Below are 12,771 nucleotides of genomic sequence, written 5' to 3' on the forward strand. Positions count from 1 at the left end.
GCGGGGAGTGGCCGGAATGCTGAAATACATCGCTAAAATCTCGATGGACATCTTCCCCTCGGTGCTCGCAACGATCATCGGGGCGTATATCGTTAATCATTACATCAACGCGAAGCCGGCGGCGGATGCACCCGCGGCCGTGATGGCGCCTGCCGAGGCTGGCAAGAACGGCAAGCCCGCCGATCTGGCCAACCTGCCCGCGCCCGGCGTCAAGGCCAAGGGCATTTCCGAGAAGAAGGTGGCGGACAAGCCGGCGGCCGAGAAGGCGGCCGATCAGCCCGCCGCGGAATCGAAGACTTCTACGGCGGACGTGGCGCCGGCCGAGGCCGCCCCGCGCGGCAAGCCGTCCGCGCGCGAGAAGGCAGTCGCCAAGTCCTCCCCGGCCGTCAGTGCACCCGCTCCCGCCACCCCGGTGGTGGAGGCCAATTCGGCGCCGGCTGCCGCCGCGCCGGCCGCAAGCCCCGACGCCAACGATCTCGTGCGCGCCGCCATCGAGCGCCTGCGCAAGTCGCCTGAGAGCAAGGCGGCTGAGGCCAAGGCTTCCGACACAAAGGCTTCCGACAACAAGTCTTCCGAGACCAAGTCTTTGGAGGCCAAGTCTTTGGAGGCCAGGTCGCCCGAGAAGACTCAGGAGCCTGCAGTGCGCGAAGCCGCCCGCACGCCGGAGGCCCCGCGTATCGTCCCCGTGGATTCGTCCACGGTGCGCCCGTTGCCGCCGCCCATCACGGTCTCGACACCCGCAGCCGAGGCCTATGGCAATGGCGGCTCGTCGCAGGCGAGCCCGCCCTATACAGCCTCGGTCGGCAATGAGAACCCGAATCGGCTGACCCCCCCGGCTGATATTCCGGTCCCGATGATTGCGCCCCCGCTCGATCTGCGCGCAGATGCCGGCGCGTCCATGCCGCGGCCGAAGACCAATGTCGCCGACGACATGCTGTCGGGCGTCAAGTCCATGTTCCATTCCGTTCTGCCGAAGAGCGTCACCCCGGATTAAGACGGCGCCTGCGCTGCGCCAGAATCGTCAGCCGCCGACGCGGGCGAGGCCGCTGCGGGCGGCGTCGTCGCGTGGCCGAAGCGAGACCGCCTTGGTGTAGGACGCCGCCGCCTTGGTCCTGTCGCCCAGCCGTTCATAGGCTTGCCCGCGTATGGTCCAGACCTGGGCATTGTGGGGATCGGCCTCGGAAGCCTCATCCAGGTCGGCCGCGGCCTCCTTGACCTTGCCGAGGGCGAGATAACTGGTGGCGCGGCCGAGCAGCGGCTCGACCTTCTGCGGGTTAAGGCCACTCGCGGCACTGAAATCGGCGATCGCGACATCGTGCTGGTTCTTGCCCTGGTAGATCAGGGCGCGGCCATAGAGCGCCTGCACATTGTAGGGATCGAGTCCGACCGCGTGATTGAATTCATCGAGCGCGGCCGCCGTCTCGCCGGACTTTGCCAGGGCCTGGGCCTTTGCCGTATGGGCCTGGGATTCGCTGACATTGACGGCGCTGACCACGTTTTCGGTGGTCACGGCTGTCTTGGGTGCCTCCTGCGGCTTGTCCTTCTCCGGCGTCAGCGACCCCAGGTCGAAGGAGCAGCCGCACAGCGAAATCCCCACAACCGCAAGCGCAAACGGCTGCTGCAAGATCCGGCGTAGCCGCGCCAAGCCGCGCTTGGGGAAAGGGGAGGCCATCTACGGTTCGCTCGCGCTCGTGCCGCATCGGTAGTGCCCCATCCCAGAAAGGCACCGCTCACAAAACAATAACGCGGGCCAGGGGCCCGCGTCATCGAAAACTGAAGTGTCTCAAGTCCGGTAAATCAGCGCGGTCCGCGCGGACCAGCACTTGCACCTGCACCCGGGCCGCCGCGACCGCCACGATCACCGCCGGGGCCAGCGCCGAACACCGGCTTCGGCTTCATCGGCAGCAGGCCTTCGCGCTGCAGCTTCTTGCGGGCCAGCTTGCGTGCGCGACGCACGGCTTCGGCCTTTTCACGGGCCTTCTTCTCGGAGGGCTTTTCGTAGTGACCGCGGAGCTTCATCTCGCGGAAAATACCCTCGCGCTGCATCTTCTTCTTCAGCGCCTTGAGGGCTTGGTCGACATTGTTATCGCGAACGAGAACCTGCACGCGGCATCCTCTTCAGTGGATCGGATTTGAATTCTGGTAAGTCAAAGGGGATGGCGAAACGCACAAGCCCTTAACCTTGAGGGCGCGGATGTATCAGACAAAACTTGGGATGTCCACCGGCCAAGCGGGTTTTCGGGCCTAGTTCAGCCATTAAATGAGGCGAAATACCTCTGTGCGGCCCTGATTCGGGAGATTTGACGCCAAGGGTGGGGCCGTTTCCGGAGCTTTGGTCCGGAATCTTTGAAAGCAGGGGACGACACATGGATATGAAGAAATACGCGGCCGAGGCTATCGGCACCTTTTGGCTCACATTCGCAGGTTGCGGGAGCGCGGTGATCGCAGCCGGCTTTCCGCAGGTTGGCATCGGTCTGGTCGGTGTCTCGCTCGCATTCGGGCTGAGCGTGGTCACCATGGCCTATGCGATCGGCCACATCTCCGGCTGCCATCTCAACCCGGCCGTCACCGTGGGTCTTGCTGCCGGCGGGCGTTTTCCGGCCGGGCAGATCCTGCCTTATGTGATTGCGCAGGTCGCCGGCGCGATCGTGGCCGCGTGGCTTCTCTACGTCATCGCAAGTGGAGCTCCCGGCTTCGACGTCAGTAAAGGCTTCGCGTCCAACGGCTACGACGCTCATTCTCCCGGCCAGTACAGCATGATCGTGTGCTTTCTCACCGAGGTGGTCATGACCATGATGTTCCTGTTCATCATCATGGGCGCCACCCACGGCCGCGCACCCGTGGGCTTTGCGCCGCTGGCGATCGGGCTCGCGCTGGTGATGATCCATCTCGTCAGCATCCCCGTCACCAACACCTCGGTGAACCCGGCGCGCAGCACGGGTCCCGCATTGTTCGTCGGCGGCTGGGCGTTGTCGCAGCTCTGGCTGTTCTGGATTGCGCCACTGATCGGGGGCGCGCTGGGCGGGGTGGTCTATCGCTGGCTCAGCGACGAACCCACCGGCGTCATCGCCGGCGCAAAGACGGCGTAATCGCAAAGCGGGATCGCGGCATGCGCCGCGGTCCCGTTATTTGCCGGTCGTGGGTCGCACTTCGGTGACGTGGCCCATCTTGCGGCCCGGACGCGGCGCGCCCTTGCCGTAGATGTGCACGGTTGCGCCCGGCACGCTCAGCCACTTGTCATATTCGTTGATCTCGTCGCCGATCAGATTGGTCATAGTGACGACCTCGCCGTGGCGCACGGGCTTGCCGAGAGGCCAGCCGGCAATGGCGCGGATGTGCTGCTCGAACTGCGAGACGGACGCACCGTCGAGCGTCCAGTGTCCGGAATTGTGCACGCGCGGAGCGATCTCATTGACCAGCACCTTGGGTCCGGTGCCGTTGGCGAGCACGAACATCTCGACGGCAAGCACGCCGACATAATCGAGCGCGCCCGCGATCTTTTCGGCGATGCTGCGCGCTTCCTCGGCGAGCGCGTCCGGGATCCGGGCGGGCGCACGGGAGATCTTCAGGATGTGGTCGCGGTGCTCGTTTTCGGTGACGTCGAAACACTCGACCTGGCCTGTGGCCGAGCGGGCGGCGATCACGGAAATCTCACGCTCGTACGGCACGAAGGCTTCCAGGATCGCCGATTTGGTGGCGAGACTGGTCCACACTTTCGCGATGTCGTCGCCCTCGCGGATGATGGCCTGGCCCTTGCCGTCATAGCCGAAGCGGCGGGTCTTCAGCACCGCCGGAAGGCCGATCCTGGCGATCGCCTCGCGCAATGACGGGACCGAGGTGACGTCGGCATAAGCCGCGGTGCCGATGCCGAGCCGCGTCACGAAATCCTTCTCGGCGAGCCGGTCCTGGGTGGTCTCGAGGATCTTGCGGTTGGGCAGCACCGGGCGGCGAGCATCCAGCACCATCGCGGCCGCGGACGGCACGTTCTCGAATTCGTAGGTGATGACGTCGACGTCGTTGGCGAACAGCTCGAGTGCTTCGACATCGGCATATTCGGCGCAGGTCGCATTCAGGACGACGTCGAAGGCCGGTGAGTCCGGATCGGGCGAGAACACCTGGCAGCGCAGGCCGAGCCGTGCCGCCGCCATGGCCAGCATCCGCCCTAATTGTCCGCCGCCGAGGATACCAATGGTGTCGCCGGGCTTCAGCTTCACCTGCTTTGTGTCAGTCACGCCTTGTCCTCCGGGCGCTCGGCCACGGCCTCGGTCTGCGCCTTGCGCCAGGCGGCGAGGCGGTCGGACAAGGCCGGGTCGGACAAGGCCAGCACGGCGGCGGCCAGCAGCGCCGCATTGATGGCGCCGGCCTTGCCGATGGCGAGGGTGCCGACCGGGATGCCTGCGGGCATCTGGACGATCGAATAGAGCGAATCGATGCCCTTGAGCGTCCTGGATTCGACGGGGACGCCGAACACGGGCAGTTCCGTCAGCGCCGCCGCCATGCCGGGCAGGTGGGCTGCGCCACCCGCACCGGCGATGATGACCTTGTAACCGGCCGTCTTGGCGCCTTTGGCGAACGTAAACAGCCGGTCGGGGGTGCGGTGGGCCGAAACGATGCGGGTGTCGGCGGCAACGCCGAGCGCTGCAAGCGTGTCGGCGGCATGCCGCATCGTGTCCCAGTCCGACTGGCTTCCCATGATGATGGCGATCGGCGCGGTCATGACGTCAATTGTGCTCGAAAAACAGAAAGATAGGCCAGATTAAAGGTTCCGGCCGGTGGCTCGCAAGGCGGTGGCAAGGAGAAGGGAATGAACTATCCTGTCTTGGTGAATCCCCGCAAGCCTTCATTGAGCAGGATGCCCATGAAGAAACCAAAAAGGGCGAGTGCTGCGAAGGCCAAAAAGGGCCCGAAGACCAGTGCCGTCGGCTCCAAAGTTGCTCTCAAGCGTCCGGCCAAGCGTGTGGCCAAGGGTGTGGCCAAGGGTGTGGCCAAGCATCCGGTCAAGACGGCGCGGCGCGGAGCGTCTGCCGCTGACGGCGCAAAAGGGGCCATCAAGGCGACCATCCGCGACCTCCGGAGCAAGCTCAAGGGGGCGCTGCGGCGGGTCGCGGAGCTCGAGGCCGCCGCCGACACCGACTTCCTGCTCGAAATTCCGAACCGGCGCGGCTTCGAACGCGAGCTCGCACGCGCCGTCGCCTACATGAAGCGCTACCGTGCCAGCGGTGCGCTGATCGTGCTCGACGTTGATCGGCTGAAGCCGATCAACGATTCCTTCGGCCATGCGGCCGGCGACGAGGTGCTGAAGGCGATTGCCACCACGCTCACACGGCAGATCCGCGCCTCGGACGTGGTCGGCCGGCTCGGCGGCGATGAGTTCGCGCTGCTGCTCTGGAATCTCAGCGAGACCGACGCCAAGGCGAAGGCCGCGGCTTTCGAGCAGGCCATCGACGAATTGTCCTTTGTCTTTCGCGGCCAGCACGTGAGCGCGGGCGCTTCCGCCGGCGTCGCCCTGCTTGGAGTGCAGTCCGACGCCGCGCGCGCTCTGGAGGAGGCCGATGCCGCGATGTATGTGCGCAAGGCGCACCGGCGGCATGAGCCGCGCATCAGGCTCGTCAGCAGCTAGTTAAAGCGTGCCGAGGTCTTTCGGTACGTTGCCGAAGCCGCGGAGCAGTTTGGCGTCCCCGAATTCGCCGGTCATGGGATCGCCGCTGCGGCTGAACGCGACCGCGCCGGTGTGGCCGGCGCCGTGCGACATAATCTCGGCGCGGCGCAACGCGGCAGCCGCGCTCTGACATTCCTCGGCCGCACCCGCCACCGGCGATCCGTCCTCGTCGGTCAGGAAGGGTAATGCAACGTAATAGGTGACATCGGACATGGTCGACTCCGATAGCTGACAGCTCAGGCGGCGCTGCCCTTGCTCCGCATCTTGCTGCGCGAGGTCTCCGGAATGCAGCCGGCGGAAATCGCCGCCTGCAATTCCTCCAGCTCGGCCTCCAGATATTCATTGGCCATGATCAGCGCCTTGATGGTGCTGCGCAGATTGCCGTCGCACATCGCGATCGCCTGATCGCAGGCCTGTTCATAATGGCTGTTGTCGAGGAGGGCGGTTGCCGACATCTGCGTTTTCCTTGGCGGTTTCCCCGGGCGCGTTGGGGTGCTCAAATGTTCTTATTTTGTTCCTTTCGAGTCAAGCAGATTCACGTGCGGCGGGCCCGGAAGGCTCTCCTCCTGTGGATCAGGCGATGATGTCCGGCGTGATCTGGTCTTCGATGAACGCGATACGGTCACGCAACAACAGCTTGCGTTTCTTCAACCGCTGTAACCGCAACAGGTCGGGGGCGGGCGATTGATGCAGTGCATCGATCGCCGCATCGAGATCTCGGTGTTCCTGGTGCAACCGGGCGAGCTCGGATTCGAGTTCGCGCGCATCTTCATTGGTCATGTCTGCGGTGGCCGAAAAACCGATAGGCGTGAGATTAAGGCTGTGGATGCCCTGTGGAAATTATCGTCCTTGCGCGGCGTGATCGCAAGCGATCTGCGACCGTCGCGCGCCGATCTCCCGCAACATATTTCTGCGGCTCGTGACGGCGTTGCGCAAGAGCATTGATATCACGGATTTTTCCCGCGTGGTTCCCTTACTCACGCTTCGTTACATATGTATTTTCAAAAATGACACTGCGACGACGGATACCCATCGACAGAACGAATCGGTGATGTACACTTCGTCGTCCGGTCGAATCCAAGGTTCACCCCTACCGAGGAGGTTTCGAATGACAATTCAGGCACATCTGGTTGAATTGGAACGGAAGCACAAAACTCTCGAAAACGAATTGCACGAAGCTCTCGTGCACCTTTCAACAGACGACCTGCAAATTGTTGAGTTGAAGCGACGGAAGTTGATGGTCAAGGACCAGATCGAGCGCCTGAGGCACGGCGACACGCTCCACTAGTAACCCCCGTAAACAGCGTAGAGTTGATCGCACCCTTTCACGCAGGGATGGGAGCCTTTGCGCTCATCCCTGCTGCAAGGTGCGCACCGTGCAAAGATTTGCGCGGCTCTCGCTTCTTGTCTGGGCCGGTTCTTTACGCGCAACCGGAATCCACTTCGCTTTAAAACACTAGATGTTTGCGAGCTCGGCGACGTGATCCGCGATCGCGAGCGACGACGTCAATCCGGGTGACTCGATGCCGAACAGATTGATCAGGCCGTCGATGCCGTGATCGCGCGGGCCTTGCATCAAGAAATCCTGCGTGGCCACCGCCGGCGGCACGATCTTCGGGCGGATGCCCGAATAGCTCGGCATGAGCGCGCCGTCAGGCAGCGTCGGCCAGTATTTGCGGATCGCCGGATAGAAGCGCTCGGCGCGTGACGGGTCGACCTCATAGTCGATCGTCTCGATCCACTCGACGTCGGGACCGAAACGTGCCTGCCCTGCCATATCCAGCGTCAGATGCACCCCTAGCCCGCCGGGCTCGGGCACTGGATAGATCAGGCGCGAGAACGGCGCCCTGGCATTGCAGCTGAAGTAGTTTCCCTTGGCGAGGTAGGCCGTCGGGATCCGTTCCAGCGGCATGCCCTCGATGTTGCGCGCCACCGTGGTCGCCGACAGCCCGGCGGCGTTGACGAGGAGGCTGCATTGCAGCGTCATCGGCGCTTCGCCGCCCGCCTCGATCTCGATCACGCCGGCGGTCGCCTTGGCACGGATCAGCGGGGTGTGAAATGCGAAGGCCGCGCCCGCGTCCTCGGCTTCACCGCGCAGCGAGAGCATATAGGCGTGGCTGTCGATGATGCCGGTCGACGGCGACAGCAGCGCGGCGTCGCAGGCGAGCGCCGGCTCCAGCGCACATGCCGCATCGCCCGTGAGGAGCTGCATGTCGAGCACGCCATTGGCCTCGGCATGCGCCTTGATCGATTGCAGCTTCTCGGTCTCTTTCGGATTGGTCGCTACGATCAGCTTGCCGCTATTCCTGTGCGGGATGCCGCGCTCGGAACAGTAACGGTAGAGCGCGTGCTTGCCGTCGACGCACATGCGCGCCATCCAGCTTCCGGCGCGGTAGTAGATGCCGGCATGGATCACCTCGCTGTTGCGCGAGGAGGTGATGGTGCCGATGGCCTCGGCTTCCTCGAGCACGATCACCTCGCGCCCGGCTTGCGCCAGCTTTCGAGCCACCGCGAGCCCGATCACGCCGGCTCCGATGACGACGCAGTCGACCCTATCCATGGTTGTGCAGGACGTCCGTTCGAAACGATGGCCTGACGCCTGGGAATGGCGCGGGGGCGTTTTCCGTTAAGGAAGCATTTATCATGTCAGGGCAATTGCCGTATTTGATGCCACATTTTTCCGTTGCGCGTACAGGCGTTTACCCGATCCAAACCCGCGAGGCCAGACAATCCGACGTTGAAATCGCGGGTGGCTGATGGCTGAGAAGAACTGGCACGCGGGCAGCGCGCTTCCGATTGCGGTGCAGGCCGTCGTGTGCCTGGCCGCAGCGGTGACGCCTGCGCGCGCCTTTGCCCTCTCCGACAGCTTCACCCCTCCGAGCTATCTCGGCCACCTTGATCCCAACGTGATCTGGGAAGCCCTGATCGCGGGCGTCGTGATCTGCTCGTTCCTGGTCGCGATCGCGCTGTGGATCCATTCCTCGCTGCGCCGGACCAGGCGTCTGCAGCTGCGGCGCAATGCCTTCGTCTCCTCCGCCATGAACAACCTCAACCAGGGCGTGGTGATGACGGATGCGCAGCGGCGTATCATCTTCTGCAACGATCGCTATCTCGATATCTACGGCCTGATGCGGTCGGACATCTGGGCGGGAATGACCGGCCACGACATCCTTGAGCTGCGACGCAAGCGCGGGGTGCTCGGCGGGGCCTCCGACGACGAGTTCTACGAGAAGGCGGCAAGCACCAACGGCTTAATCACCGAACTTCCGGATGGGCGGGCCATCCTGGTGAAATATTTCGTGCTGCCCAACGGCGGTTCGGTGGCGACGCATCTGGACGTCAGCGAGCAGCGCAGGCTGTCGCGGCAACTCGCCTCCACCAAGCAGTTCCTGGAAACGTTGCTGGATCACGTTCCGGCCTGCGTGGCCGCGAAGAGCATTGAGGATGGCCGCTACATCTTCGCCAACAGCGCCTATGAGCGGTTCTGGGGCTTCTCGCGCGATCATGCCGTCGGCAAGAACGCCCGCGAGCTGTTTGCACCTGTCTCGGCGGACGGCATCGAGGCAACCGACCGGGCGGCACTCGATTCGCCGGACGGCCAGTTTCGCAACGAATTCGAGGTCGACCGCGCCGGCGAGCGACGCATGGTTGCCTCGATCCGGATCGTGGTCCGCAACGAGAGCAACAAGCCTGAATTCCTGATGCTCGTGTTCGAGGACATCACCGACCGCCGCTCGCTGTCGAAGGAGCTGGAGAGCACGAAGAAGTTCCTGGAGCTCGTGGTCGACAACATCCCGGTGGCCCTGATCGTCGAGCAGGTCAAGGACGGCCGCTATCTGCTCGCCAACCGCAGCGCGGAGACGATCCTCAACCGCAGGCGCGAGGAAGCTACGGGCCTGACGGCGTCCGACATTTTCAATCCCAAGGAAGCCAAGCTGATCATCGCGCGGGACGAAGCCGCGATCAAGAAACGTGGGATGATCACCGAAGAGCACCCGATCTCCACCAAGGACGGGCTGCGGCTGTTCCTCACCCGCCGCGCCACCGTGTTGGGCGACACCGGCGAGCCGCAATATCTGATCAAGACCCACGAGGACGTCACCGATCGCCGGCAAACCGAGTCGCGCATGGCGCACATGGCCTATCACGACGGCCTCACCGATTTGCCGAACCGTGCCGCTTTCCTGCAGGCGTTGACCCAGATGATCGAGGCCTGCGAGGGCACCGGCGAGGAGTTCGCGGTTCTGTGCGTTGACCTCGACGGCCTCAAGGAGGTCAACGACGTCTTCGGCCATGCGCACGGCGACAAGCTCCTGGTCGAGGTGGCGCAGCGGCTCCAGGACTCCGCGCGCGGCGGCGTGGTGGCGCGCCTGTCCGGCGACGAGTTCGGCCTGATCATCGACGGCAAGCAGCCGGAGGCAGGTCTCGCGCTGGCGCAGCAGATCGGTGATGCCATCGCCGCGGAATTCCAGATTGACGGTCGCCCGGTCCGCGCCGGTGTCTCCACCGGCATGTCGATCTTCCCTCACAACGGCGCCGACGCCGCCTCGCTGCTCGCCAATGCCGGCGCGGCGCTGTTCCGCGCCAAGCAGAAATCGCGCGGCACGATCAGCCTGTTCCAGCCGGAGATGGACCAGCAGATCCGCGATCGCCGCGTGTTGCATCAGGACCTCTCGATGGCGATCAAGAACGGCGAGCTCTCGCTCGCCTTCCAGCCGCAGGGAGCCGCGGGCCACAGCGTCGCCGAGAGCGAGATCATCGGCTTCGAGGCGCTGGCGCGCTGGCAGCATCCGGTGCGCGGCCAGGTCTCCCCGGCCGAATTCATCCCGATCGCGGAGGAAAGCGGCCTGATCGTCGAGATGGGCGAGTGGATCCTGCGCGAGGCCTGCCGCGAGGCAGCGTCCTGGCCGACGCCGCTTCAGGTCGCGGTCAACCTGTCGCCGGCGCAGTTCATGCACGGCGACGTGGTCGGGCTCGTCCATTCCATCCTAATCGAGACGGGTCTCGCACCCGGCCGGCTCGAGCTCGAGATCACCGAGGGCGTGCTGATCGAGGACTTCGATCGCGGACTTGCGCTGCTGCGCCGGCTCAAGGCGCTCGGCGTGCGCATCTCCATGGACGATTTCGGCAGCGGTTATTCCTCGCTGAGCTATCTCCAGGCGTTCCCGTTCGACAAGATCAAGATCGACCGCGCCTTTATCATCAATCTCGGCCGCAACCCGCAATCGGCGGCGATCGTGCGCGCGGTGATCGATCTCGGCCATGGCCTGGACATGTCGATCGTCGCGGAGGGCGTCGAGACGCTGGAACAACTCGCCTTCCTCGCCGAAGAAGGCTGTGACGGCGTGCAGGGCTATCTGCTCGGCAAGCCCCTGCCGATCGGGAAATATGCCGGCCTCGTCGGTCGCGCCGAAGTCATGGAGCTTGCACTCAAGACCGGGTAGAGCGTCTTCGAGCGAAGTGATGCCGGTTCGCGTCAAGAAAACGCGCCAAACTGGAATCTAGAGCCCCGTTCCGATTTCATCGGAGCGGAAATGGCTCTAGAGATGGCGAGCGTTTCGCTCCCATTCGACGGCTTTATGGCGGATTACGACCTTGCGATCATCGGCGGCGGCCTGAACGGTGTCAGCCTCGCGCGCGATGCGGCCGGCCGCGGCCTGCGGGTCATCCTGTTGGAGCAGGGCGATCTGGGCGGAGCGGCGTCCTCGGCAACACCGCGGCTGATCCACGGCGATCTCGCGGTGCTGGAACGGCGCGGCTTCCGGCGGGTGCGCCGGGCGCTCGCCGAGCGCCGGACCTGGCTCCGGATCGCGCCGCATCTGGTTCGGCCGATGCGCTTCGTGATCCCGGCGCATTCCGACGAGCGGCCACCATGGCTGCTGCGCCTCGGCCTGCTCCTCTACGACAGCCTCACCAGCCGGAGCGGCCTGCCTGCAACGGCGACCCTCGACATCACGCATCATCCGGTCGGCAACGCGCTGAAACGGCCATTCGGCACGGCCTTCGAATACTCTGACTGCGTCGTCGACGATTCCCGACTGGTCGTGCTCACGGCACTGGATGCGGCCGAGCGCGGCGCCGCGATTCGGACCGGAGCGCGCTGTGTGCGCGCCGATCGAACCGACACATGGCGGCTTGCGGTGGTGGACCGCGGCCACCGCCGCACGATTACGGCCCGCGCACTGGCCAACGCCACCGGCGGCTGGACGTCGATGGTCGCGGAGACCGTGCTGCGGCAGCCGCAACCCGCCATGGCGGCGATGCAGATGAGCCAGATCATCGTCCCGCGGTTGTTTGATTCCGATAACGTCTACGTCTTCCAGAACAGCGATGGCCGGCTGATCTTCGCTAGTCCCCTCGAGCGCGACTTCACGCTGATCGGCACAGTCACGCACGATTTCGCCGGCGATCCCGCGATCGTCGCGATGCGGGGGGCCGACGTCGGCTATCTCTGCGAAGCGGCCAGCCGCTATTTCCGCGAGCGCGTCGCCCCGACCGACGTGGTGCGCGCGGTCTCCGGCGTCAACCTGACGCTGGCGTCCGCGCGCCGGCGTGACGGCACGACGCTGTTTCACGCGCGGCGGCGCAAGGCGCCGCTGATCACAATGTTCGGCGGAGACGTCACCACCTCGCGCCTGCGCGCGGAGCGGGCGGTGACGAAGTTGACGCCGTTCTATCCGATGTCGCCGCCCTGGACCGCAGGCGCGGCGCTACCCGGCGGAGATTTCGCCTGGGATCGTTTCGATACCGAGGTCGATCTTGCGCGTGATCGCTGGCGCTTTCTCTCGGAGACGCAGGCCCAACGTCTCGTCGCGGCCTATGGTTCGCGGCTATCGGCTGTGCTTGGCGAGGCGAAGACCCGCGACGATCTCGGCCCCGCCTTCGGTCCCGAGTTGACCGGCGCCGAGGTGCGCTATCTCATGACCCACGAATGGGCGCGTTTTCCCGAGGACATCCTGTGGCGCCGCTCCAAGCTCGGCCTGACGATGTCGGCGGAGGAGCGCGATGCGCTGGCGGCGTTCATGCCGAATCCGATGTGAAAGAACCGCCTCTAACCGGTTGAGCTAGGGACGATCGGCCGCTAGCGTGCGGCGGGATTGGGGTTGGCAGGG

At 64.8% G+C, this 12,771-nt stretch carries 14 protein-coding genes; 6 read left to right on the plus strand and 8 right to left on the minus strand.

Annotation, left to right across the window (positions count from 1 at the left end):
• The first annotated feature begins 16 nt into the window (after positions 1-16).
• Positions 17-994 carry a hypothetical protein gene (locus C7G41_RS07820; protein WP_106941991.1) on the plus strand — a complete coding sequence of 326 codons (978 nt, stop codon included), beginning with the start codon at positions 17-19 and terminating at the stop codon, positions 992-994.
• Positions 995-1,021: 27 nt separating this feature from the next.
• Here C7G41_RS07820 and C7G41_RS07825 read toward each other — a convergent pair whose 3' ends face one another.
• The gene (locus C7G41_RS07825) at positions 1,022-1,672 is read right to left on the minus strand and encodes a tetratricopeptide repeat protein (RefSeq protein ID WP_106941992.1); all 651 of its coding nucleotides are present in this window, start codon (positions 1,670-1,672) and stop codon (positions 1,022-1,024) included.
• A gap of 125 nt (positions 1,673-1,797) precedes the next feature.
• Positions 1,798-2,106 (minus strand): 30S ribosomal protein S21, encoded by a 309-nt coding sequence (gene rpsU / locus C7G41_RS07830; protein WP_007596265.1) that lies wholly within the window; start codon positions 2,104-2,106, stop codon positions 1,798-1,800.
• Positions 2,107-2,366: 260 nt separating this feature from the next.
• Between rpsU and aqpZ the strand changes: the two genes are divergently transcribed.
• Positions 2,367-3,089, plus strand: a complete 723-nt coding sequence (aqpZ, locus tag C7G41_RS07835; RefSeq protein WP_106941993.1) for an aquaporin Z — start codon at positions 2,367-2,369, stop codon at positions 3,087-3,089.
• A 36-nt stretch (positions 3,090-3,125) separates the two neighbouring features.
• Here the strand turns inward: aqpZ and C7G41_RS07840 are convergent, their stop codons facing one another.
• Complete coding sequence (locus C7G41_RS07840) at positions 3,126-4,232, minus strand: 5-(carboxyamino)imidazole ribonucleotide synthase (RefSeq protein WP_106941994.1); 1,107 nt, start codon at positions 4,230-4,232, stop codon at positions 3,126-3,128.
• Complete coding sequence (gene purE / locus C7G41_RS07845) at positions 4,229-4,717, minus strand: 5-(carboxyamino)imidazole ribonucleotide mutase (protein WP_106941995.1); 489 nt, start codon at positions 4,715-4,717, stop codon at positions 4,229-4,231. Before purE ends, C7G41_RS07840 begins: the two co-directional genes overlap by 4 nt.
• A 141-nt stretch (positions 4,718-4,858) precedes the next feature.
• Here purE and C7G41_RS07850 point away from each other — a divergent pair, with 141 nt between their 5' ends.
• Positions 4,859-5,620, plus strand: a complete 762-nt coding sequence (locus tag C7G41_RS07850; RefSeq protein ID WP_199198243.1) for a GGDEF domain-containing protein — start codon at positions 4,859-4,861, stop codon at positions 5,618-5,620.
• Here C7G41_RS07850 and C7G41_RS07855 read toward each other — a convergent pair whose 3' ends face one another.
• The 3 genes from C7G41_RS07855 to C7G41_RS07865 form a co-directional block, all read right to left on the minus strand.
• The gene (locus C7G41_RS07855; RefSeq protein ID WP_106941997.1) at positions 5,621-5,872 is read right to left on the minus strand and encodes a hypothetical protein; all 252 of its coding nucleotides are present in this window, start codon (positions 5,870-5,872) and stop codon (positions 5,621-5,623) included.
• Positions 5,873-5,895: 23 nt separating this feature from the next.
• Positions 5,896-6,114 (minus strand): hypothetical protein, encoded by a 219-nt coding sequence (locus tag C7G41_RS07860; protein ID WP_106941998.1) that lies wholly within the window; start codon positions 6,112-6,114, stop codon positions 5,896-5,898.
• A gap of 118 nt (positions 6,115-6,232) precedes the next feature.
• Complete coding sequence (locus C7G41_RS07865) at positions 6,233-6,439, minus strand: YdcH family protein (protein WP_027519980.1); 207 nt, start codon at positions 6,437-6,439, stop codon at positions 6,233-6,235.
• Between the two features lie 328 nt (positions 6,440-6,767).
• Between C7G41_RS07865 and C7G41_RS07875 the strand changes: the two genes are divergently transcribed.
• Positions 6,768-6,947, plus strand: coding sequence for a YdcH family protein (locus C7G41_RS07875; RefSeq protein WP_007596254.1), 180 nt, complete (start codon positions 6,768-6,770; stop codon positions 6,945-6,947).
• A gap of 168 nt (positions 6,948-7,115) precedes the next feature.
• Here C7G41_RS07875 and C7G41_RS07880 read toward each other — a convergent pair whose 3' ends face one another.
• Positions 7,116-8,219 (minus strand): NAD(P)/FAD-dependent oxidoreductase, encoded by a 1,104-nt coding sequence (locus C7G41_RS07880; RefSeq protein ID WP_106941999.1) that lies wholly within the window; start codon positions 8,217-8,219, stop codon positions 7,116-7,118.
• Between the two features lie 196 nt (positions 8,220-8,415).
• On the opposite strand from C7G41_RS07880, the gene C7G41_RS07885 reads away from it, so the two are divergent.
• Together C7G41_RS07885 and C7G41_RS07890 are read left to right on the plus strand one after the other, a co-directional pair.
• The gene (locus C7G41_RS07885; protein ID WP_106942000.1) at positions 8,416-11,103 is read left to right on the plus strand and encodes an EAL domain-containing protein; all 2,688 of its coding nucleotides are present in this window, start codon (positions 8,416-8,418) and stop codon (positions 11,101-11,103) included.
• 135 nt (positions 11,104-11,238) lie between these two features.
• Positions 11,239-12,699 carry a glycerol-3-phosphate dehydrogenase gene (locus tag C7G41_RS07890; protein WP_106942196.1) on the plus strand — a complete coding sequence of 487 codons (1,461 nt, stop codon included), beginning with the start codon at positions 11,239-11,241 and terminating at the stop codon, positions 12,697-12,699.
• Positions 12,700-12,771: the final 72 nt, after the last annotated feature.

Origin of the sequence: Bradyrhizobium sp. MOS002 (assembly GCF_003020115.1) — a bacterium.
GTDB lineage: Bacteria > Pseudomonadota > Alphaproteobacteria > Rhizobiales > Xanthobacteraceae > Bradyrhizobium.